The sequence below is a fragment of the Thermomonas fusca DSM 15424 genome, assembly GCF_000423885.1.
GTDB classification, from domain to species: domain Bacteria; phylum Pseudomonadota; class Gammaproteobacteria; order Xanthomonadales; family Xanthomonadaceae; genus Thermomonas; species Thermomonas fusca.
This window is the reverse complement of record NZ_AUIV01000008.1, coordinates 109,948-131,499: the sequence shown is the minus strand read 5'-3', so window position 1 is coordinate 131,499 and position 21,552 is coordinate 109,948. Positions and strand designations below refer to the sequence as shown.

The 21,552-nt window shown below is 69.2% G+C and carries 24 protein-coding genes and 1 pseudogene; 17 read left to right on the top strand and 8 right to left on the bottom strand.

Annotated features, from left to right (window positions below):
* Positions 1-6: 6 nt before the first annotated feature.
* From G582_RS0104695 to G582_RS0104635, 13 genes are all read left to right on the top strand, one after another.
* Positions 7-816, top strand: a complete 810-nt coding sequence (locus G582_RS0104695; RefSeq protein WP_038052961.1) for an isocitrate lyase/PEP mutase family protein — start codon at positions 7-9, stop codon at positions 814-816.
* A gap of 21 nt (positions 817-837) precedes the next feature.
* Positions 838-1,308: a carboxymuconolactone decarboxylase family protein gene (locus G582_RS0104690; RefSeq protein ID WP_028838843.1), complete on the top strand. Its 471-nt coding sequence runs from the start codon at positions 838-840 to the stop codon at positions 1,306-1,308.
* A 95-nt stretch (positions 1,309-1,403) separates the two neighbouring features.
* Positions 1,404-2,513 (top strand): YjgN family protein, encoded by a 1,110-nt coding sequence (locus G582_RS15525; RefSeq protein WP_051246699.1) that lies wholly within the window; start codon positions 1,404-1,406, stop codon positions 2,511-2,513.
* Positions 2,513-3,559 carry a M48 family metallopeptidase gene (locus G582_RS0104680; RefSeq protein ID WP_028838842.1) on the top strand — a complete coding sequence of 349 codons (1,047 nt, stop codon included), beginning with the start codon at positions 2,513-2,515 and terminating at the stop codon, positions 3,557-3,559. The genes G582_RS15525 and G582_RS0104680 overlap by 1 nt, the downstream gene beginning before the upstream one ends.
* 69 nt (positions 3,560-3,628) lie before the next feature.
* Complete coding sequence (gene rpsP / locus G582_RS0104675) at positions 3,629-3,877, top strand: 30S ribosomal protein S16 (protein WP_028838841.1); 249 nt, start codon at positions 3,629-3,631, stop codon at positions 3,875-3,877.
* Positions 3,878-3,917: 40 nt separating this feature from the next.
* Entirely contained in the window at positions 3,918-4,454 is a 537-nt protein-coding gene (gene rimM / locus G582_RS0104670; protein WP_051246694.1) for a ribosome maturation factor RimM, read from the top strand.
* 11 nt (positions 4,455-4,465) lie between these two features.
* The gene (gene trmD / locus G582_RS0104665) at positions 4,466-5,239 is read left to right on the top strand and encodes a tRNA (guanosine(37)-N1)-methyltransferase TrmD (protein WP_028838839.1); all 774 of its coding nucleotides are present in this window, start codon (positions 4,466-4,468) and stop codon (positions 5,237-5,239) included.
* Positions 5,240-5,397: 158 nt separating this feature from the next.
* Complete coding sequence (rplS, locus tag G582_RS0104660; protein WP_028838838.1) at positions 5,398-5,811, top strand: 50S ribosomal protein L19; 414 nt, start codon at positions 5,398-5,400, stop codon at positions 5,809-5,811.
* A gap of 71 nt (positions 5,812-5,882) precedes the next feature.
* Positions 5,883-6,293, top strand: a complete 411-nt coding sequence (locus tag G582_RS0104655) for an RNA-binding S4 domain-containing protein (RefSeq protein WP_028838837.1) — start codon at positions 5,883-5,885, stop codon at positions 6,291-6,293.
* A 61-nt stretch (positions 6,294-6,354) separates the two neighbouring features.
* On the top strand, positions 6,355-7,047 hold the full coding sequence (locus G582_RS0104650) for a helix-turn-helix transcriptional regulator (RefSeq protein WP_028838836.1): 693 nt from the start codon (positions 6,355-6,357) through the stop codon (positions 7,045-7,047).
* A 67-nt stretch (positions 7,048-7,114) separates the two neighbouring features.
* Positions 7,115-7,753: a glutathione S-transferase family protein gene (locus G582_RS0104645; RefSeq protein WP_028838835.1), complete on the top strand. Its 639-nt coding sequence runs from the start codon at positions 7,115-7,117 to the stop codon at positions 7,751-7,753.
* Between the two features lie 227 nt (positions 7,754-7,980).
* The gene (locus tag G582_RS0104640; protein WP_211219296.1) at positions 7,981-8,325 is read left to right on the top strand and encodes a peptidoglycan-binding domain-containing protein; all 345 of its coding nucleotides are present in this window, start codon (positions 7,981-7,983) and stop codon (positions 8,323-8,325) included.
* On the top strand, positions 8,264-8,710 hold the full coding sequence (locus tag G582_RS0104635) for a papain-like cysteine protease family protein (RefSeq protein WP_169380561.1): 447 nt from the start codon (positions 8,264-8,266) through the stop codon (positions 8,708-8,710). The genes G582_RS0104640 and G582_RS0104635 overlap by 62 nt, the downstream gene beginning before the upstream one ends.
* 12 nt (positions 8,711-8,722) lie before the next feature.
* On the opposite strand, the gene G582_RS0104630 is transcribed toward G582_RS0104635, so the two are convergent.
* The gene (locus tag G582_RS0104630) at positions 8,723-9,190 is read right to left on the bottom strand and encodes an Lrp/AsnC family transcriptional regulator (RefSeq protein WP_038052902.1); all 468 of its coding nucleotides are present in this window, start codon (positions 9,188-9,190) and stop codon (positions 8,723-8,725) included.
* A 96-nt stretch (positions 9,191-9,286) separates the two neighbouring features.
* Between G582_RS0104630 and G582_RS0104625 the strand changes: the two genes are divergently transcribed.
* A complete protein-coding gene (locus G582_RS0104625; RefSeq protein ID WP_028838831.1) occupies positions 9,287-10,459 on the top strand; it encodes a trans-sulfuration enzyme family protein in 1,173 nt (390 codons plus the stop codon).
* Between the two features lie 40 nt (positions 10,460-10,499).
* Here the strand turns inward: G582_RS0104625 and G582_RS0104620 are convergent, their stop codons facing one another.
* The 7 genes and pseudogenes from G582_RS0104620 to G582_RS0104590 form a co-directional block, all read right to left on the bottom strand.
* Positions 10,500-10,685, bottom strand: a complete 186-nt coding sequence (locus G582_RS0104620) for a hypothetical protein (RefSeq protein ID WP_028838830.1) — start codon at positions 10,683-10,685, stop codon at positions 10,500-10,502.
* A gap of 74 nt (positions 10,686-10,759) precedes the next feature.
* Complete coding sequence (locus tag G582_RS0104615; protein ID WP_028838829.1) at positions 10,760-11,374, bottom strand: DUF937 domain-containing protein; 615 nt, start codon at positions 11,372-11,374, stop codon at positions 10,760-10,762.
* Positions 11,375-11,440: 66 nt separating this feature from the next.
* Positions 11,441-12,983 (bottom strand): annotated as a pseudogene (locus tag G582_RS0104610) (catalase); the annotation flags it as partial.
* 112 nt (positions 12,984-13,095) lie between these two features.
* Entirely contained in the window at positions 13,096-13,797 is a 702-nt protein-coding gene (locus G582_RS0104605; protein WP_028838827.1) for an MOSC domain-containing protein, read from the bottom strand.
* Positions 13,794-16,391: a DNA mismatch repair protein MutS gene (gene mutS, locus G582_RS0104600; protein ID WP_051246692.1), complete on the bottom strand. Its 2,598-nt coding sequence runs from the start codon at positions 16,389-16,391 to the stop codon at positions 13,794-13,796. Before mutS ends, G582_RS0104605 begins: the two co-directional genes overlap by 4 nt.
* Before the next feature lie 143 nt (positions 16,392-16,534).
* Positions 16,535-17,155, bottom strand: a complete 621-nt coding sequence (locus G582_RS0104595) for a DNA-3-methyladenine glycosylase (RefSeq protein ID WP_028838825.1) — start codon at positions 17,153-17,155, stop codon at positions 16,535-16,537.
* A complete protein-coding gene (locus G582_RS0104590; RefSeq protein WP_156880265.1) occupies positions 17,139-17,342 on the bottom strand; it encodes a hypothetical protein in 204 nt (67 codons plus the stop codon). The genes G582_RS0104595 and G582_RS0104590 overlap by 17 nt, the downstream gene beginning before the upstream one ends.
* A 311-nt stretch (positions 17,343-17,653) precedes the next feature.
* Between G582_RS0104590 and G582_RS0104585 the strand changes: the two genes are divergently transcribed.
* From G582_RS0104585 to lexA, 3 genes are all read left to right on the top strand, one after another.
* Positions 17,654-20,218: a TonB-dependent receptor gene (locus G582_RS0104585; protein ID WP_248642677.1), complete on the top strand. Its 2,565-nt coding sequence runs from the start codon at positions 17,654-17,656 to the stop codon at positions 20,216-20,218.
* Positions 20,219-20,323: 105 nt separating this feature from the next.
* Positions 20,324-20,821: a CinA family protein gene (locus G582_RS0104580; RefSeq protein ID WP_028838822.1), complete on the top strand. Its 498-nt coding sequence runs from the start codon at positions 20,324-20,326 to the stop codon at positions 20,819-20,821.
* Positions 20,822-20,865: 44 nt separating this feature from the next.
* A complete protein-coding gene (gene lexA, locus G582_RS0104575; RefSeq protein ID WP_028838821.1) occupies positions 20,866-21,501 on the top strand; it encodes a transcriptional repressor LexA in 636 nt (211 codons plus the stop codon).
* Positions 21,502-21,552 lie beyond the last annotated feature (51 nt).

Here is a 21,552-nt window from a genome sequence, read left to right as displayed (position 1 = left end):
CGCCTGATGGACAAGGCCCGGCACTTCCACACGCTGCACCGGGCCGGCCGGCCACTGCTGCTGCCGAACGCCTGGGATGCCGGCAGCGCGGCACTGTTTGCCGGGATGGACTTCGCCGCCATCGCCACCACCAGCGGCGGGCTGGCGTGGTCGCTTGGCCATGCCGATGGCGAGCAGCTGCCGCTGCGGGAACTGCTGGCGGCCGTGCGCCGGATCGTGCGCGTGGTCGACGTGCCGGTGACGGTGGATTTCGAAGCCGGTTTTGGCACCACGCCCGCACAGGTGGGTGAGAGCGTGCGCGCGTTGCTGGACACCGGCGCAGTGGGGTTGAACCTGGAAGATGGCATCGCCCACGCCAGCCTGCGCAGCCTGGACGATGCAGCGGCGCGGATCGCGGCGGCGCGGTCCGCGGCGGAGGGGGTGGGCATTCCCGCCTTCATCAACGCACGCGTGGATGGCTGGATCGTCGGCGGGATGACCGCGGATGCGCTGTTCGAAGACGGCGTGCGCCGCGCCCGCGCCTATCTGGACGCCGGTGCCGACGGCATCTACCCGATCGCGCTGGCCGAGCCGGCCACCATCGGCGAGTTCTGCGCTGCGGTTGCCGCGCCGGTGAACATCGGTGCGCGTCCGGGCCTGCCGGATCTGGCCGCGCTGGGCCGGCTGGGCGTGGCGCGGGTCAGTACGGCGACGCGGCTGGCAATGCTGGCGCTGTCGGCCGCGCGCGATGCCGCGCAAGCCATGCGTGATACCGGCGGTTTCGATGTGCTGGCGTCAGGCGTTAGCTATGACGATGTGCAGCAGTGGTTTGACTGAGTCGCACGGAGGGAAACACCCATGTCGCAACGCCTCGATTACAAGGCCGCGTCCGCGGACGCCTTCAAGGCCATGCTGCAGCTGGAACACCAGGTGCATAAAAGCGGGCTGGAGCCGCTGCTGCTGGAGTTGGTGAAGTCGCGCGCCTCCCAGCTCAACGGTTGCGCTTGGTGCCTGGACATGCACAGCAAGGACGCGCGGGCGCTGGGCGAAACCGAGCAGCGCCTGCACCTGCTCGTCGCCTGGCGCGATGCCCCCTGCTACAGCGAGCGCGAGCGCGCAGCGCTGGCGTGGACCGAAGCGCTGACTCGGCTGGCCAGTGCCGCGGACGTGCCGGACGAGGTGTATGCGCAGGCACGCCGGCACTTCGATGAAAAACAGCTGGTGGACCTGACCCTGGCCATCATCGCCATCAACGGCTGGAACCGCCTCAATGTCGCCTTCCGCACCCGCGTCGGCGACTACGTCAGCCCGCACGCGCCGGCCGGCTGATCCCGCACGCCATTGCCAATCATTCGCAGCGCTGCCGGAAGCCTGCGGTTAAGCTTCGCCGTCGCGTCGGGGGACGCATGCATGGGGAGGCTGCAATGTTCGAAGGGGAATCCGGTACGCCGGAGCATGTATCTGCCGCGCCTGCGGAAACGCCGGTGGTTCGCCAGCAGCCGGAGTTCTCCGGCCGCGTCGGCGAGTATTTCGGCATCTGGTTCGTCAACCTGCTGTTGGGCATTGTCACCCTGGGCATCTATTCGGCCTGGGCGAAGGTGCGCACCGAGCGCTACTTCTACGGCAATACCCGGCTGGCGGGTTCCAGCTTCGATTACCTGGCCGACCCCATCGCCATCCTCAAGGGGCGTCTGGTCGCCTATGCGGTGGTGATCGCGCTGGCCCTGTCGTCGCATTTCCTGCCGCTGCTGTACGCGGTGATCCTGCTGGCGCTGGGTGCGCTGATGCCGCTGATCATCGTGCTGGGGCTACGCTTCCGCGCGCGCAATTCGGCTTGGCGCGGCTTGAGCTTCCGCTTCGACCGCACGGGCGGCGCGGCCTACGGCCCGTTCCTGGGCTGGCCGATCCTCAGCGGCCTGACCGCCACCCTGCTGTATCCGCTGATGAAGCTGCGGCAGCACGAGTTCGTTGTTGCCGGTCACGGCTTCGGGCGCCAGCGCTTCGTCTACGCCGGCGATGCCGGGCGTTACTACCTGCCGTACCTGATCGCGCTGGGAATCGGCGTCGGCCTGATGGTGCTGTTCTTCCTGGTCTTCGGCGCGGTGATCGCGGCCGGTGTGGTCGCCGGCAAGGGCGAGGCCAATGGGGCCGGCGGCGCGGCGCTCGGGGTCGGCATGGTGGCGGCGCTGCTGCTGCTGTACGCCGGCATGTTCGGCGTCGGCATCTTCCTGCGGGTGAAGTTCGCCAACCTGCTGTGGAACAGCGCGCGGCTGGGCCCGCACCGCTTTGAATCCACCCTGCGCGTGCGCGACATGCTGTGGATCTACTTCAGCAACCTGGTCGCCATCGTCTGCACCCTGGGCCTGGCGGTGCCGTGGGCGATGATCCGGCTGGCCCGCTACCGCGCGGCCCACTTCGCGGTGTGGGTGGAAGGCAATCTGGAGGAATTCGTGCGCGACAACGAGCGTGACCACGGCGCCACCGGCGCGGAGCTGGTTGATGCGCTCGACGTGGGCGTCGATCTGGGCTTCTGATGGCGCTCGCCGCGCACTGCTACGACGGCCAGTCCAGCCGCATGCGCGCGGCGCGGCTGGACTGCGCCGACGGGTTCCTGCAGCTGGCGTTCGAGGACGGCCAGTTGCAGCAGTGGCCGCTGGAAGCGGTGCGGATCCGGCCGCGGCTGGGCAATACCCCGCGGGTGCTGCAGCTGCCCGATGGCGGCCGCGTGGAAGTGGCGGACAGTCCCGAGATGGAGCGCTGGTTCCCGGATGGCGGTAGCCGCATCGAAGGCTGGGCCGACTGGCTGGAGCGCCGCCGCGGCGCGATCCTGGGGTCGGCGCTGCTGGTGCTGGCGGCGACCGTGCTGTTCCTCCGTCACGGCATGCCGTGGCTGGCGCGCGAGGCCGCCGAGCGCATGCCGGCGGCGGTCGAGCGGCATGTCAGCGAGCAGGTGGTCGTGCTGCTCGCGCGGCTGCATTTCGACCCGAGCAAGGTGCCGGCCGCGCGGCGGACGGCGCTGGTGCAGCGCTTCCGGCAGCTGGTGCGGGGCGAGCCGCGTTCGGAGCAGATGCGGATCGTGTTCGTCGACGCGGAGGGAATCGGGGCGAATGCATTCGCGCTGCCGGACGGGCGCATTTTCGTCACCGATCAATTGCTGGAACTGGGCGGCAGTGACGACGAGGTGCTGGCCGTGCTCGCCCACGAGGCCGGGCACCACGTGCACCGGCACGGCATGCGCAGGGCCTTGGAGCAGTCTTCGGTTTTCGTCGTTGCCGGCTTGCTGTTCGGCGACGCCTCGGGCTCGTCGCTGGCGGTGTCGATTCCGGCCACGCTGCTCGGCAGCGGATTTTCCCGCGGCCACGAGCGCGAGGCCGACGCCTACGCGTTCGACCTGCTGCGCCGGCACGGGCAATCGCCCAGGACGTTCGCCGCGATGATGCGGCGGCTGTCGGCGCAGTTACCGGAGGCGCTGGAAAAAGGCCCGATGGGTTACCTGTCCACCCATCCGCCCAGTCCCGAGCGGATCGGGGCGGCCGAACAGGCGGCCATGAACGCTGAAGCGGGGGCGGCTTCCCCGTAGCGGCCGGTGCGGCTATACTTGGCGGCTTACCCGGCCATCCCGGCCGCTGGGCAACACCGAGAAAGCACCATGGTCAAGATCCGCCTTACCCGTGGCGGCGCCAAGAAGCGCCCCTTCTACCACATCATCGTCACCGACAGCCGCAGCGCCCGCGATGGCCGCAACATCGAGCGCGTGGGCTTCTACAACCCGGTGGCGCAGGGCCAGGAAAAGCGCATCGAGCTGAATGTCGAGCGCATGAAGTTCTGGCTCGACAACGGCGCGCAGCTGACCGACAAGGTCGCCGACCTGTACAAGCAGGCCGCCAAGGCCGCCTGACGGTTTCGGGTCGCGTAGCGCGGCCCGTTGCATCGAACGCATGAACGCACCGGACGCCGGCCAGCGGAAGAATCCAGAACGGATGATCCCGATGGGCCGGTTGCACGGTGCGTTCGGCGTGCGCGGTGAAGTGAAGCTGGAAAGCTACGCCGATCCGCTGCGCGCCATCGCCCGCTACCAGCCGTGGACGCTGCGCGACGCGCGCGGCAACGAGCGGCTGTGCGAGGGCGCGAAGGTGCGCGAGGGCGTCAAGGGACTGATTGCCATCTTGCCGGACGTGGAAGACCGCGACGCCGCCGATGCGCTGCGCGGCACGGAAATCCTGGTGCCGCGCTCCGCGCTGCCGCCGCCGGCGCCGGGTGAGTATTACTGGATCGACCTGGAAGGCCTGCGCGTGGTCAATCTGGATGGCGCGGATTTCGGCGTGGTCTCGCACCTGTTCAACAACGGCGCCAACGACGTGCTGGTGGCGCAGGGCGAGCGCGAGCGGATGATCCCGTTCGTGCAGCCGGCGTACGTGCATGGCGTGGATTTCGATGCCGGCGTGGTCACCGTCGACTGGGACGCGGACTTCTGAGGCGGATGCCGATGCGTTTCGACATCGTCAGCCTGTTCCCCGAATTCGTCGCCCAGATCGCCGCGCATGGCGTGGTGGGGCGTGCCGGCGAGCGCGGGCTGCTGTCGCTGCACGGCTGGAACCCGCGCGACTACGCCGAGGGCAATTACCGCCGGGTCGATGACCGCCCGTTCGGCGGCGGCCCGGGCATGGTGATGATGATCGACCCGCTGCGCGCGGCGATCCGCGCGGCGCGCGAGGCCGACTCGGCCCCGGCGCGGGTGGTCTACCTCAGCCCGCAGGGCGGCCGGCTGGACCAGCGCAAGGTCCGGGAGCTGGCGGCACTGCCGCGTCTGCTGCTGCTGTGCGGCCGCTACGAGGGCGTCGACGAGCGCCTGCTGCAGGCCGAGGTGGACGAGGAGATCTCCATCGGCGACTACGTGCTGTCCGGCGGTGAGTTGGCCGCGGCGGTGCTGGTGGACGCGGTGGCGCGGCTGCAGGAGGGGGCGCTGAACGACGCCGAATCCGCGGTCCAGGACAGTTTCGAGGGCGACGGCCTGCTGGATTGCCCGCACTACACCCGGCCGGTCGAGCACGCGCTCGGCGCGGTACCGGAGGTTCTGCTGTCCGGCAACCACGCCGGGATCGCCCGCTGGCGCCGGCAGCAGTCGCTGGGCCGCACCTGGCTGCGCCGCCCGGACCTGCTGGACGAGGCGGCGCTGTCGAAGGCCGATCGGGCGCTGCTGGATGCATTCCGCGCGCGCTGGCTGCAGGCGGTGGGCGAACCTCCCGCAGGCGACGCCTGACCCCGGCACCGCGGCTGGATTTCCGCTACAATGCGCGGCTGGGCCCTGCCCATGTACCACGCTGCACCGAGCCATGACGCGGGTCCACGTGCACTCGCGCAACAACGACACCAACAGGCGCGTGCCAATGCACGCAACAAAAATCCAAGGTTGATCCCATGAACAAGCCCTCGATCCACACCCTGCTGCAGGACTTCGAAACCGCGCAGATCTCGCGCAAGCTGCCCGACTTCGGCCCCGGCGACACCGTCGTCGTCAACGTCAAGGTGAAGGAAGGCAACCGCGAACGCGTGCAGGCCTACGAAGGCGTTGTCATCGGCAAGAAGAACGCCGGCCTGAACTCCGCGTTCACCGTGCGCAAGATTTCCCACGGCTTCGGCGTGGAGCGCGTGTTCCAGACCCACAGCGCCGCCATCGACTCGGTGGAAGTGAAGCGCCGTGGCGCCGTGCGCGCCAGCAAGCTGTACTACCTGCGTGGCCTGGAAGGCAAGAAGGCGCGCATCAAGGAAGACCTGGCCGGCAACGCCAAGGCGCGTGCCAAGGCTGCTGCCGAAGCCGCCGCCGCCGAGTAATCCGGCGCAGCTTCCGCACGACGGCCACCTTCGGGTGGCCGTTTGCGTTTCCGGGGCCGCAAGATCACGCCATGCCGATACAGATGCCAGACGAAGCCGCCAGCGTCCGCCTTGACCTGTGGCTGTGGGCGGCGCGCTTCTTCAAGACCCGCGCGTTGGCCAAGCAGGCCATCGATACCGGCAAGGTGGAGATCGGCGGGCAGCGCGCCAAACCCGCGCGCGGGGTGCGGGTGGGCGACGCGCTGCAGGTGATGCGTCTGGACGAACGCTTCGAAATCGAGGTGCTGGCGCTGTGCGATGTGCGCGGCCCGGCCAGCATCGCGCAGACCCTGTATCGCGAATCCGAAGCCTCCCGGCTCGCGCGCGAGCAGGCCCGCGCGCAGCGCGCCGCCGAGCGCGCCGGATACCACCCGCCCGACACCAAACCCGACAAGCGCGCGCGCCGGCTGATCCGCGCGCTGGGCGATATCGACGCCTCGTGACCGTTGCGCGCACGGCGGTCGCGACCGCTATGCTGCGGGGCCTTTTTTCGCGTATCGCCCGATGACGCAGCGCGCCACCCGTCTGCTGCAGCTGCTGGATGATCTCCGGCGCCGGCGCCGCCCCGTTCGCGGCGCGCAGCTGGCGGAGCAGCTGGGGATCAGCCTGCGCACCCTGTACCGCGATATCGAAGCCCTGCGCGGGCAGGGCGCCGACATCGCCGGCGACCCCGGCATCGGCTACCTGCTGCGCCCCGGCTTCCTGCTGCCACCGATGATGTTCTCGGAAGAGGAGCTCGAGGCGATGGTGCTGGGCACCCGCTGGGTGGCCTCGCATGCCGATCCCGAGCTGGCGGTGGCGGCGCGCGGCGCGATGGACCGCATCCTCGGCATCCTGCCGGAGGCCCTGCGCCTGCAGGTGGAAACCGGCGGCCTGTTCGCGCCGGACTGGTGCCCGAAGACCCCCGAACCCTGGCTGCCCACGCTGCGTCGCGCCATCCGCGAGCAGCGCGTGCTGCACCTGGCTTACGCCGATGCCGGCGACCGGGTCTCGCAGCGCACGGTCTGGCCGTTCGCGATGGCCTTCCTCGACGACCGTCGCCTGCTCGCGGCCTGGTGCGAGCTGCGCGGCGACTACCGCCATTTCCGCGCCGACCGCGTGCTGGGACTGGAGGATGCCGGCCGGCACTACCCGCAGACGCGGCATGGCCTCCTGCAGCGCTGGCGCGAACACGAGCGAATCCGCCAGCGCGATTGAGGGCTGCTGCCAGCAGCTGTCAGCAGGGCCCGCGCAGACTGCGCGTCCACCCAACCCAGGACCCGCCATGACCCCACAGCTGCGCTTCTACACCAACCCGATGTCGCGCGCCCGCATCACCCGCTGGATGCTGGAGGAAACCGGCCTGCCCTACGAGGAAGTGCAGCTGGAATTCGGCACCAGCATGAAATCGCCGGAATTCCTCGCCATCAATCCGATGGGCAAGGTGCCGGCGCTGGTGCATGACGGCATTGCGATCACCGAGAACGCCGCGATCTGCCTGCACCTGGCCGACCTGTTGCCGGAGCTGGGCCTGCTGCCGCCGCCGGGCACGCCGGAGCGTGGCGCCTGCTATCGCTGGATGCTGTTCGCCAGCCCGCTGGAGTTCTTCATCACCGCGCGCCGCCACGGCACCATCGCGCCGTCGATGGAAGCAGGTTACGGCAACGAGGCCGACCTGCTGCGCACGCTGGAAGGCGCGGTGGCGGGCAAGCGATATCTGGTCGGTGACCGCTTCACCGTGGCCGATCTCTACATTGCCGCGTTCATCGGTTACTACATCCAGATTGGCGAGCTCGAGCCCAAGCAGGTGCTCCAGGACTACGCGATGCCGCACCTGCAGCGCGCCGCTGCCCGGCGTGCGAACGACCGCGACGACGCGCTCGCAAGGCCGGCATCGAAGCCGGCGCAGGACGAAGCCCACTGAAGGCGTGCACTCGCCCGGCCGGCTTCCCGTGCGCGGGAAGCCGGCTGGCGTAGGCGTGCGGGTGCCGCACCGGCTCCGCGCGCAGGACAGCGGCGTGGTGCCGCTGCGGAATGGATTAGGCGGAATGCGCTAGGCCCGGCGGCCGCGGTTAGTGCTTCCAGCAAATGGCGGTGCGTGCCGTGCATTGCCAACATGCGCTGGAAGCACTGGAGGCAAGGAGCCGCGCCATGGCCGTTACGGTATTGAGGATGGGGTCGAAGGGAAGCGAGGTAAGGCGCCTGCAGGAGGCGCTCAACCGCAAGTTGCCGGGCTGCAATCTCCGCCCGGACGGCGACTTCGGCAACAACACCCGCAATGCCGTGCGTCGCTACCAGGACCAGGCCTGGCTGGTGGTGGACGGCGAAGCGGGCCAGTGCACGCAGAACGCGCTGTTCGATGCGGAAGCCTATCCGCCGGCCCGCCACCAGCGCACCTTCATCCCCCAGCCCACCAACAGCACCTGCTGGGGCCATGCTCAAGAGCAGCAGCGTCGCCGCGGTGAAAGCGGCGACGCCTGCCGACATGTGGGATGACGCCAACGGCCTGTACAACCAGTCGGACGTCGCCAACTGGGTACCGCAGACCGAGCGCTATGCGCGGGTGCATGGCTTGCGTTCATACCCGCCGGCGTCGTGGATGCCGCAGGCCTTCGCGGCGATGGTGCGGCAGGGGCCGTTGATGGTGGATACGCTGTGGAATCCTGGCGGTTACCTGCAGCGGATTCCCGGCGGCTACCAGGGCAGCCCGGGGCACATGACCCTGGTGGTGGGGATCCGCGGCGACAACGATCCGACCGGGCGCGGCACCTCCCTGATGGTGTACGACCCGTGGGAGCCGAACATCGGGCGGCAGTGGCGGGTGAGTTATCTGCGCTGGGTCTCCGAGGTCAGCACCCGCACCTACCGGCTGTTCCAGTGAAGGGACGGCAGGTCACGCCCCGGTTTCCCGCGCCGGCAGCTCCACGTTGCGCTGGAACTCGAAGATCAGTCGCGTTTCGATATGCGCCACTTCCTCCCGCTCGGTGAACGCGGTCAGGGTGAAGTTGCGCAGGTGCTCGCTGTCGCGTACGCCGACGTGGGCAAGGAAGTCGTCGGCTCCGGCCACGTGGTAGCAGGCCAGCACCTCGGGCAGGCCCAGCAGGTGTTGGTGGAAGCCGTCGACCAGTGCACGCGAGTGCCGGGCCAGCCGCACCGAGATCATCGCCTGCAGACCCACGCCCATGGCTTCGGGTGCGATCTCGGCGTGGTAGCCCAGCAGGATCTTCGCCTCGCGCATCCGCCGCACCCGCTCCAGCGCGGTGGATGGCGCGATGCCGACCTTTTCGGCCAGATCCTTGTTGGGCAGCCGCGCATTCTTCCGCAGCAGGCGCAGGAGGGCGTAGTCGATTCGGTCCAGCATGGCGATTTCCTGCCTTGGCAAAATATCCTTCGGCGTGACTGTTTCATGCCGAACAGGGTTCTAGGATAGCGGGATCCCATCGCACCCGAGGCCGCCATGCACCGTTTCCAGACCACTGCCGTCCACGCCGGCCGCGAGGACTTCGGCGACCTCTGCGTGCACGCGCCGCCGCTGGACCTGTCCACCACCTATCCGATCGCCGACCTCGACGTCGGCAGCGCCAGTTTCGATGCGCTGGTCGGCGGCCACGCCAGCGCCGCCAACCCGATCTACGCGCGCCTGCACAACCCCACCGTGGCCCGCGCCGAAAACGCCATCGCCGCGCTCGAGGGCACCCAGGCCTGCGTGGCCTACGCCTCCGGCATGGCGGCGATGACGGCCGTGCTGCTGGATCGCGCCCAGCACGGCAAGCACGTGCTGGTGGTGCGCCCGCTGTACGGCACCGCCGACCACCTGCTGGCCACCGGCATGTGCGGGCTGGAGGCGGAGTTCGTGAAGGCCGAGGACATCGCCGCGCGTCTTCGCCCCGATACCGCGCTGGTGGTGATCGAAACCCCTGCCAATCCCACCCTCAACCTGGTCGACATCCGGGCGGTGGTCGCGGCTGCCGGCAGCGTGCCGGTGCTGGTGGACTCCACCTTTGCCACCCCGGTGCTGCAGCGCCCCGCGGAGCTCGGCGCGGCCTATGTGCTGCACAGCGCCACCAAGTTCCTCGGCGGCCACGGCGACGTGATTGCCGGGGTGGTCTGCTGCGATGAAGCCCGCGCCGCGCCGCTGCGCACCGTGCGCGCGGCCACCGGCGCGCTGTTGCACCCGCTGGCCGCCTACCTGCTGCACCGCGGCCTGCCCACGCTGAAGCTGCGGGTGGAAGCCGCGCAGGCCAATGCGCAGGTGCTGGCGCAGCGGCTGAGCGAACACCCGGCGGTGTCGAAGGTGTTCTATCCGGGCCTGCCGGGCGCGCACGGCGCGCACCTGGTCGGCACCCAGATGCGCGGGCCAGGCTGCCTGATGGCGTTCGAATTGCGCGGCGGCCATGACGCAGCCGCCAAGGTGATGGCGTCGGTGAAGGTGATGACCGCGGCGGTGAGCCTTGGCTCGGTGGACAGCCTGATCCAGCATCCCGCCGGCCTGACCCACCGCATGGTGGACGAGCAGGTCAAGGCCGCCACCGGCATCACCGCCGGCCTGCTGCGCCTGTCGGTGGGGATCGAGGACGTGGAAGACCTGTGGGAAGACCTGGCGCAGGCGCTGGCGGCCAGCGCGGCCTGAGTATCAACACAGGCCGACGCCCCGCGCCGGCGCCGGCGACTCAGCTGAACCGGCGACCGACCGGTGGCAGTACGACAATCAGCAGCGTCGCCAGCGGCCCGCCAAGCAGCGAGCCCAGCCACCAGCCGAAGCCGCTGCGGCCCTTGGATTGGGCCAGGCCGGCATTGATCAGTGACAGGGTTCCCCAGCCGACGAAAAAGCTGGAACCTGCTTGCGGAAGGGGCATGCGTTGCGCTCCATTCGGGGAGGACGTGCGGGGTGGGGTGCGCGGACGGGGAGGTCCGCGCACCCAGCGGGGCGTCAGCGCCCGCCGCCGAGCAGCCCGCCGCCGATCTTCATCAGATCGCCCAAACCCAGCTGGCCGTCGCCGTCCTGGTCGAGCACGGCGCCCAGCAGTCCGCCGCCGAGGCCGCCGGCCTGCCGCACCTGCGCGTGTTCCTGGCCGAGGATGTCGCCCAGCGCCTGCGGCGATGCCGCTTCCTGCTGGCCGCCGAACATGCGCTTGGCCAGGTAGGCCATGACGATGGGGGCAAGGATCTTCAGCAGCATCTGTGCCTTGTCCCCGCCCAGCCCGGTGGCCTGGCCGAGGCCGCTTTCCGCACGCGGCAGTTGGCCGCCGAAGATGTGGCCGAGCTGGCCGAGGCCGTCGGTCTGGCGGCCCTGCTGGCCACCCAGCACCGCGCCGAGGACGTCGCCGAGCCCGCCGCCGCCGTTGTGGTCGCGGCCCAGCGCGCCGAACAGGGCTTCCGCGCCGCCCGGCTGGGCGGTGTTGCGGCCCATCGCGCCGAGGATCATTGGCAGCGCGGCGGCAATCGCCCCCGAGGTCTGCGCGGGGTTGGTGCCCAGTTGCTGGCTGATCTGCTGCAGGGCGGGGCCGGAGAGCTGGGAAAAGAGGTCATCGGTCAGGGACGGCATGCGGGACTCCTGCGCGGTCGCCGGTTGGCGGGTGCGGCTAGGGTAACCCCGCAACGGAAACGGCGGCAGGCGAACCTGTCGGCGTCCAGGCGGGATGGTGAAGTCTTCAGCCCAGGCTGTTCGGGGATTGCTCGCCGGCGAAGGCGCCGAGCTTGCGCAGGGCGGCCTCCACCCCGGCGCCGTAGGCCGGGTCGGCCTTCGTGCAGTTGTCCACGTGACGGCGCTTGATGAAGTCGGGCGCGTCGCCCATGGCACGGGCGGTGTTGTCGAACAGCAGTTGCTGTTTTTCCGGCGTCATCAGGCGGAACAGGTCGCCGGGCTGCTTGAAGTAGTCGGCATCGTCCTCTCGGTAGTTGAACCAGTCGGCGAGGTCGCCGCTGATCTTCAACGGCGGTTCGCGGAACTGCGGCTGCTCCTGCCACTGCTGGAAGCTGTTGGGCTCGTAATGGGGCATGCCGCCGTAGTTGCCGTCGACACGGCCGATGCCGTCGCGGTGGTTGCTGTGCACCGGGCAGCGTGCGGCGTTGACCGGGATCTGCTGGTAGTTGGTGCCCAGCCGATAGCGCTGCGCATCGGCGTAGTTGAACAGCCGCGCCTGCAGCATCTTGTCGGGCGACACGCCGATGCCCGGCACCAGGTTGCTGGGCGCGAACGCACTCTGCTCGACGTCGGCGAAGAAGTTCTCCGGGTTGCGGTTGAGCTCGAACTCGCCGACCTCGATCAGCGGGTAGTCCGCTTTCGGCCACACCTTGGTGAGGTCGAACGGGTGGTAGGGGACCTTCTCGGCGTCGGTCTCCGGCATTACCTGCACGTACATCGTCCACTTCGGGAAGTCGCCGCACTCGATGGCGTCGAACAGGTCGCGCTGGTGGGTCTCGCGGTCGTTGCCGATCGCTTCGGCGGCCTCGGCGTCGGTGAGGTTCCTGATGCCCTGCTGGGTGCGGAAGTGGAACTTCACCCAGAAGCGCTCGCCGGCTTCGTTCCAGAAGCTGTAGGTATGGGAACTGAAACCGTGCATGTGGCGGTACGACTTCGGAATGCCACGGTCGCTCATCACGATGGTGATCTGGTGCAGTGCCTCCGGTAGCAGCGTCCACCAGTCCCAGTTGTTGGTAGCGCTGCGCAGGTTGGTGCGCGGGTCGCGTTTGACCACCTTGTTGAGGTCGGGGAACTTGCGCGGGTCGCGGATGAAGAACACCGGGGTGTTGTTGCCCACCATGTCCCAGTTGCCTTCCTCGGTGTAGAACTTCAGCGCGAAGCCGCGGATGTCGCGCTCGGCGTCCGCCGCGCCGCGCTCGCCGGCCACCGTGGTGAAGCGGGCGAACATTTCCGTCTTCTTGCCGACCTGGGAAAAGATCGCGGCGCGCGTGTACCTGGTGATGTCGTGGGTGACGGTGAAGGTGCCGAACGCGCCGGAGCCCTTCGCGTGCATGCGCCGCTCCGGGATCACCTCGCGCACGAAGTTGCCGAGCTTCTCGTGCAGCCACACGTCCTGCGCAAGGAGCGGGCCGCGCGGGCCGGCGGTCAGGCTGTTCTGGTTGTCGGGCACCGGCGCGCCGAAATCGGTGGTCAGGAAGCTGGGCTTGGGGGGATCGGTGGGCTTGCGCATCGCACTGGCTCCGTGGCGGGTGATGCGGCCACTCTAGGAGCCCTGATCGATCTTGGGAAATCGATTGGCGGGATCGGCGCCATCGATGCTGGCTATGCGCCAGAAGTGGGGGTCAATCTGCGCCTGGCCCGTCGATGCGCCGGCTCCAGTCCTCCACCGCGCCCTGTTCCATGCGCCGTTCGATCAGCTTGCGGTGCGATGGCACCAGCGGCAGTGCCAGCGCGGGTTCCAGCTGGGCCGGATCGAGCACGCGCCGTGACAGCAGTTCGCCCAGGCGCTGCAGCGTCCAGCCCGGATGCGGGCGTTCGGCCAGCGCCAGCACGTCGCCGGCGCGCGCCGTGCCGGGCCGCAGCACGCGGTAGTACCAACCAGTGCGGCCGGTGGCCTGCACCCGGCGGGCCATGTCGGCCACGCCGAAACGGTCGTTGAGCTTCCAGCACGGTTGCCGGCCCTGGCTGACTTCCAGCAGCGCATCGCCCAGCGCGAAGCGGTCGCCCAGGCAGACCTCGGCTTCGGTCAACCCGCGCGTGCTGATGTTTTCGCCGAACGCGCCGGGCGACTCCAGCAGGGCCAGGGCACCGAGGTCATCGCGCCAGAGCGCGTAGTGATCGAAGGCGTAATGGTGCACCGCCTTGTCCACGCCGCCGTGCACGCGCGGGTCGCCCTGCTCATCGCCTTCGATGCCCAGCTCACCGATGCGCACCTTGCCAGCCAGCGGTCGCTTGTCGATGGCGCTGCAGGAGCCGGGTCGCGTGTAGGCGCGGGCCTTGCCGGTCAGCAGCGCTTCGACAATCACAGTGGGCGCAACGCTCATGCCAGCGCCTTCAGCCGGTACAGCGCTTCCAGCGCCTGCTTCGGGGTCAGCTCGTCGGGATCGATGCCGGCCAGCGCGTCCAGCGCGGCGCTGGAGGGCGCGAACAGGCCGAACTGCTGTGGCTGGTCCAGCGCCGCTGCGCTCAGCGGGACGTGCGGCGCATCGCGGCTTTGCGCTTCCAGCTCAGCCAGCCGCGTTCTTGCCTGCTGCAGCGCTGCCTTCGGCAGGCCGGCAAGCGCCGCCACCTGCAGGCCGAAGCTGCGGTTGGCCGGCCCGGGGCGCACCGCATGCATGAACACCAGCGCCTCGCCGTGCTCCACTGCGTCCAGATGCAGGTTGGCGATGCCGCTGCCGGGCTCGGCCAGCGCTGTCAGCTCGAAGTAGTGGGTGGCGAACAGGGTGTAGCTGCGGTTCGCCGAGGCCAGCTGCCGCGCCACCGCGTCGGCCAGGGCCAGACCATCGTAAGTCGAGGTGCCGCGTCCGATCTCGTCCATCAGCACCAAAGATTCTTCGGTGGCGTGGTGGAGGATGTAGGCGGTCTCGCTCATCTCCACCATGAAGGTGGACTGGCCGCGGGCGAGGTCGTCGCCGGCGCCGATGCGGGTGAGGATGCGGTCGATCGGCCCCAGCTCCGCCTTCGCCGCCGGCACGAAGCTGCCGATGCAGGCCAGCAGCACGATCAGCGCGTTCTGGCGCATGAAGGTGGACTTGCCGCCCATGTTCGGGCCGGTGATGACGTACATCCGGGTGGCGTCATCGAAGACGAGGTCGTTCGGCTCGAACGGCGCGTCGCGAAGCGCTTCCACCACCGGGTGGCGACCGCGTTCGATGCGGATGCCGGGGTCGTCGTGCAGCGTCGGCCGGCTCCAGTCCAGCGCCTGCGCGCGCTCGGCGAAACCGGCCAGCACGTCCAGTTCGCTCAGCGCCAGCGCGCAGTGGCGCAGCGGTTCCAGCACGGCGTTCAGTGCGTCCAACACCCCTTCGTACAGCAGCTTCTCGCGCGCCAGCGCCCGCTCGCGCGCGGACAGCACCTTGTCCTCGAAGCCCTTCAGCTCCTCGGTGATGTAGCGCTCCGCGCCGGTCAGGGTCTGGCGGCGGGTGTAATGCACCGGCGCCTTGTCGCTCTGGCCCTTGCTGATCTCGATGAAATAGCCGTGCACGCGGTTGTAGCCGACCTTGAGGTTGGCGATGCCGGTGGCCTCGCGCTCGCGCGCTTCCAGGTCGATCAGGAACCGGTCGGCATTGGTCGAGAGCTGCCGTAGTTCGTCGAGTTCGGCATCAAAGCCCTCCTCGATCACGCCGCCGTCGCGCGCCAGCAGCGGCGGCTGGCCGACGATGGCGGCGCGCAGCATGCGCGCGGTGTCTTCGTGTTCGCCGAGTTCGGCGTGCAGCGCGGCCAGCCGCGGCGAATCCAGAGGAGCGAGGATCCCGCGCACGGCCGGCAGCAGCGACAGTCCGTCGCGCAGGGTGGACAGGTCGCGGGGGCGGGCGCTGCGCAGGGCGACGCGTGCGAGGATGCGCTCCATGTCGCCAAGGCTGCGGAAGGCCTCGCGCAGGGCGTCGTCCGCGCGATGTTCGATCAGCGTCTGCACCGCGTGGTGGCGTTCACCGACCACCCGGCGGTCGCGTAGCGGGCGATGCAGCCAGCGCCGCAGCAGGCGCCCGCCCATCGGCGTGACGGTGGAATCCAGCACGCCCAGCAGGGTGGCTTTGACATCGCCGTCGACGCGCGAATCCAGCTCCAGGTGGCGGCGCGTGGCCGCGTTCATGGCGATGGCCTCGGAGCTGGTCTCCAGCGCGATGCTGCGCAGGTGCGGCAGCCGCTGCTTCTGGGTTTCCTCGATGTAGCCCAGCACCGCCGCGGCGGCGGCGATCGCCAGCGGGCGCTCGTCCAGGCCGAAGGCGGTGAGGTCATGCACGGCGAAGAACTGCAACAGCTGGCGGCGGCCTGAGTCGGCGTCGAACAGCCACGGCGCGCGCCGGCGCAGCCCGCGCGATTCCAGCGCGCAGGCGGGCCAGCCGTCCTCGTCGGCGAGCAGCGTTTCCGCCGGCTGCAGGCGCGCCAGCTCGGCCTCCAGCGCATCCTCGCCGACCACTTCGTTGGCGCGCAGGCGGCCACTGGCAAGGTCGGCCCAGGCGAGGCCGTAACCGTGCTTGCCGCGGCTGATCGCCAGCAGCAGGGTGTCGCGGCGTTCGTCCAGCAACGCTTCGTCGGTGACGGTGCCGGGGGTGACGATGCGCACCACCTTGCGCTCCACGATGCCCTTGGAGGTCGCCGGGTCGCCGATCTGCTCGCAGATCGCCACCGACTCACCCAGCGCCACCAGCCGTGCCAGATAGCCTTCGGCGGCGTGGTGCGGCACCCCCGCCATCGGGATCGGCTGGCCGGCCGAATTGCCCCGCTGGGTCAGGGTGATGTCGAGCAGCCGCGCCGCCTTGCGAGCGTCATCGAAGAACAGCTCGTAGAAGTCGCCCATGCGGAAGAACAGCAGCACGTCCGGGTGCTCCGCCTTGGCGGCGAAGAACTGCTTCATGAGCGGGGTGTGTTCCGCGGCTGGCGCGGGTTTCCTGGATTGTTCTTTGGTGTCGGGCATGTGCCGCGGTTGCCGGGATCGAAAGGTGGCTGCGCATTCGCAGCAGGGGGCAGCCATCTTAGTGGGCAACGCCGGCGAAGGGGACGGCTGCGCGCCCGCCACAAGGCGCGGGCTTGCCGGATCGGCGCGGCTCCGCGAGGACTTCAGCCGCGCGGCCGGCGCGGCCGCACCGAGACGTGGCGATGGTCGGGCACGTGCCAGCGCCAGGGGAAATCGGTGGCCTTGCTGATGCCGATGCGCGGGCCCGCGATGGGGTGTTCCGGCGGCGGCGTGCCGTCGCCGACGATGCGGATGCCGCGATCGCCCAGCACCAGGTCGGCGCCATCCAGTTCGCGGGTGATGCCGAACGCCTGCGACAGCTTGCCCGGGCCACTGGCCAGGTCGGTGTCGCGGCGGGCGGCGGGTCGCGCCGCCCGCATGGCGTCGATGCCGCGCAACGGTTCGGCGGCGCGCAGCAGCACGCCCACGCCTTCGCCCACTTCGCCGCAGACGGCGTTGCTGCCCCAGTGCATGCCGTAGCTGAAATAGACATACAGGTGGCCGGGCGGGCCGAACATGGTGGCGTTGCGCGCGGTCTGGCCGCGGAAGGAATGCGCGGCCGGGTCTTCGTGGCCGGCATAGGCCTCTACTTCGACAATGCGGGCGACGCGTCCGTCGGCCCGCACCAGCAGCTTGTTGAGCAGTTCCGGCGCCACCAGCGCGGGATGCCGGCGGTAGAACGCGCGTGGCAGCACCGTCCAGCTGTCTTCAATGGAGTGCGGCACGGTCCACCGTGGTGGCGGCGAGGGCGTCGGGTTGCTGCCGCGGGTTCGCGGCTGGCCCCGCTTCCGGACAGGGCTGGCCGTCGCGGCGATCGATGTCCGCGAACACCCGCTGCATGTCCTGGCGGAAGCGCGGCATCTGCGCAGCGATGACGTCTAGCCGGGCGCCGAGGTCGGATCTGCTGGTCATGAGGGCCTCCTTTTGTTTGCGCACGAGTGTATTGCCACCGTGCGCGGAGATGGTTCACGAGGCATTGACGGGTGCGGCGCTGAGCGCAGACCGATGCGCTCCGCACACGTCCTGCGATCCGCTCCCGTCCACTACCGCGGGCGCGCACGCGGCGGCTGTTCGCCCTGTTGCAGGTGTGCTAGCGTCCTTGCCATGCGGCCATACCCCCACGTGGCCGCGGCAACAGGCAGCTATCCATATCGATTCAATCGAAACCACCAGCTGGGGGGAAGGTCATGCTTCGCAAGCAACCGCAACGTAGTCCGCTGTCCATGGCAGTCATCGCCGGACTGGTCTCCACGCTCGCCCTGCCTGCCTTCGCGCAGGATGCCGCCCCGGCGGCAAAGCAGGAAGCCAAGACCCTCGATACCATCGTCGTCACCGCGCAGAAGCGCGAAGAAGTCATGCAGGACGTGCCGATCGCGGTCACCGCACTGTCCCAGCAGACCCTGCAGGACACCGGCGTCCGCGACATCAAGGACCTGCAGATCCTGGTGCCGGGGCTGACCGTCACCAGCACCCAGAGCGAGACCATCACCACCGCGCGCATCCGCGGCATCGGCACGGTGGGCGACAACGTCGGCCTGGAATCCTCGGTGGGCGTGGTGATCGACGGCGTGTATCGCTCGCGCAACTCGACTGGCTTCGGTGACCTCGGGGAGCTGGAGCGCATCGAGGTGCTGAAGGGCCCGCAGGGCACCCTGTTCGGCAAGAACACCTCCTCCGGCGTGATCAACGTGGTCACCCGCAAGCCGGGCTTCGAGCGCTCCGCCGACGGCGAAGTCACCTTCGGCAATTATTCCGCGCTGGGGCTGGCCGGTTCGTTCAATACCCCGCTGGGCGACTACGCCGCGCTTCGCGTGTATGCCGCGCATCGCAACCGCGATGGCTGGATGTCGGTGAAGACCGGCGCCGGCCCGCGCAGCGAGGATCGCGACTACGACCAGGACTTCGACACCTTCCGGGCGAAGCTGCTGATCGCCCCGACCGACAACGTGGAGATCATCCTGTCGGCCGATTCCACCCGCCGCGACGAGAACTGCTGCACCGCCGTGCAATTGGTCAGCGGCCAAAGCTCGACCCTGATCAACGCGCTGGCCGGCGGCGGTGCCATCGCCCCCACCGGTCAGGCCGATCCGTGGTCGCGCATTTCCTACAGCAACCGCAGCACCGCGCAGAAGATCAGCGACCGCGGCGTGCAGGCGGAGGTCAACATCGACCTGAACATGCTGGGCGGGACCAGGCTCACCTCGATCACCGCCGGCCGTGACTGGGACGCGGTCAACGGGCGCGACTTCGACTTCACTACCGCCGACATCCTTTACATGGATCCGAAGGAGGACGAGTCGTACGCGCGCTTCAAGAACTTCAGCCAGGAATTCCACCTGACCGGCGCCACCGACAAGGTCGACTGGCTGTTCGGCGGCTTCTATACGAAGGAAACCATCAACCGCACCGAAAGCTACCGCATCGGCGCGCACTACGAGCCCTACCTGTCGATCGGGTTGCTGTCGATGATCAACCCGGCGCTGGCGGCGCTGCCAAACGCGGCGACCTTCCTGGCCAATGCCACCGGCAAGCCCTACGGCACCACGTTCGCCGGGCTGGGCTCCCTGGATCGCTACACCCAGGATGCCAAGAGCACCGCGCTGTTCGGCAACACCACCTGGCACGCCACCGAAGCGCTGGATTTCACCCTGGGCCTGCGCTACACCCGCGAGACCAAGGACCTGCACTCGGTCTACAGCAACCCCAACGGCAGCCCCGGCTGCGCCTCGTATTTCGGCCCCACCGGGGTCAGCGCCGCTGCAATCGGCCGCATTGCCGCTGCCCTGACCGCGCGCGGCGTGCCGTTTGCCTCGCTGCCGGCCGCCAACCAGCAGGCGCTGATCAGCAACATCGTCGGCTACAGCTGCCTGCCGTGGGCCAACGCACTGCATAACGGCCGGGTCACCGACCAGTCGCGCAGCGAGAACGAATGGTCCGGCACGGTGAAGGCGGCCTACCGCTGGAACGAGCACGCCATGACCTACCTGTCGTACGCGCGTGGCTACAAGGCGGGCGGCTTCAACATGGACCGCGTGCAGTCGTCCACCGGGCTGTCCAGCGGCGGTGCCGGCATCACCCCGGTCAACGACACGTCGTTCCCGGGTGAATTCGTGGACAGCTGGGAACTGGGCGCCAAGACCACCTGGGCCGGCGGCAACCTGCTGCTCAACGCGGCGCTGTTCCACCAGACCTACAGCGATTTCCAGCTCAACAGCTTCCTCGGCACCAGCTTCGTGGTGCGCTCGATCCCGGAAGTGGTCTCCAAGGGCCTGGACGCCGAGCTGCTGTGGCAGGCCACGCCGGGCCTGATGCTGCAGGCTGGCGCGATGTACGCCGACACCAAGTACGGCAACGACATCCCGGGTGCGGACTTCACTTATCCGGGCGCGCTGTACAAGCTCCCGGGCGCGCAGATGAGCTTCGCGCCGAAGTTCTCCGGCTCGCTGTCGGCGACCTATGAATGGGACATCGGTGCGAATCTGGAAGGTCGCTTCAACATCGGGGCCAAGTACATGTCCAGCTACAACACCGGCTCCGACCTGGACGCCGAGAAGGCCCAGGACGCGTACACGGTGGCGAACGCACGCCTCGGCATCGGTTCCCGCGACCGCAAGTGGCAGCTGGAGCTGTGGGCACAGAACCTGTTCGACGAGGACTACGTGCAGGTCGGTTTCGACGGCCCGCTGCAGGCGCTGGGCACGCCCGAGCCGGGCAACCCGAAGAACACCTACAACGCCTTCCTCGGCGCCCCGCGGATGTACGGCGCCACCCTGCGGTTCCGCTTCTGAGGCCAGCCGCCAGCGATCCAGCCCACCGGCCCGCGCAAGCGGGCCGGTTTTGTTTTCGGCCGCGGATGCGCTACAACGCCCGCAGGTCTTCCTCCGGTTCCGTTGATGACAGCCCCCACCGACGCCGAGCTTGATGCCCTGTCCCGCGCCACCGGCGAGCGCCTGCTGGCGATGCGGCACATGCTGGTCACGGCCGAAAGTTGCACCGGTGGCTGGATCGCCAAGTGCATGACCGACGTGCCGGGATCCTCCGGTTGGTTCGATTGCGGCATGGCGGCCTACAGCTACGAGGCAAAGCAGGCGCTGCTGGGCGTGCGCCCGCAGACGCTGGAGGAGTTCGGCGCGGTCAGTCGCGAGACCGTGGTGGAAATGGTGTCCGGTGCGCTGGTGCATTCCGGTGCGACCATCGCGGTAGCGGTGACCGGCATCGCCGGACCCGGTGGCGGCAGCGAGGACAAGCCCGTGGGCACCGTCTGGATCGGCTGGAAACGCCGTGGTGGCTACGCCCGCGCCGAAATCTTCCATTTCGAGGGCGACCGCGACGCGGTCCGCCGCCAGACCGTGGCCGCCGCCCTGCGCGGCTTGGAGTCGCAGCTGGCCTGACCGGGCGTTGACGGCCGGGGTTGTTAGTAGTATTACTACTAACCATGAGCCTGACCGAAACCCAGCGCGCCATCCACGCATTTCTCGCCGAGCGCATCGAAGCGGACGGCTTCGCCCCCTCGCAGGCGGAGATCGCCCGTGCCTTCGGCTTCAAGGGCGTGCGCGCCGCCCAGTACCACCTGGAAGCCCTGGAATCGGCCGGCATCGTGGAGCGCAGCCCCGGCCGCGCGCGCAGCCTGCGCCTGCTGCAGCTGCCCGGCGGCCCGCGCCAGCTCGACCTGCCCGCCAACGACGATGCCTTGCAGCTGCCGGTGTTGGGACAAGTGGCCGCCGGCGTGCCGATCGGTGCCGATATCGGCAGCGACCAGATGGTGCTGATGGACCGCGCGCTGTTTTCGCCCACGCCGGACTACCTGCTCAAGGTGCGCGGCGACTCGATGCGCGACGAAGGCATCTTCGACGGCGATCTGATCGGCGTGCACCGCACTTCCGAGGCCCGCAGCGGCCAGATCGTGATCGCCCGCATCGACGACGAGATCACGGTCAAGCTGCTTCGGATCGGGCAGGGCCGGATCCGCCTGCTGCCGCGAAATCCCGATTACGCACCGATCGAGGTGAAGCCGGGGCAGGACTTCGCCATCGAAGGCCTGTACTGCGGCCTGGTCCGCCCCAATGCGTGAAGCGCCGAGCCGGCGGCAGGGCATTCCCCGATGCCCGGCGTGCGGTGCGGA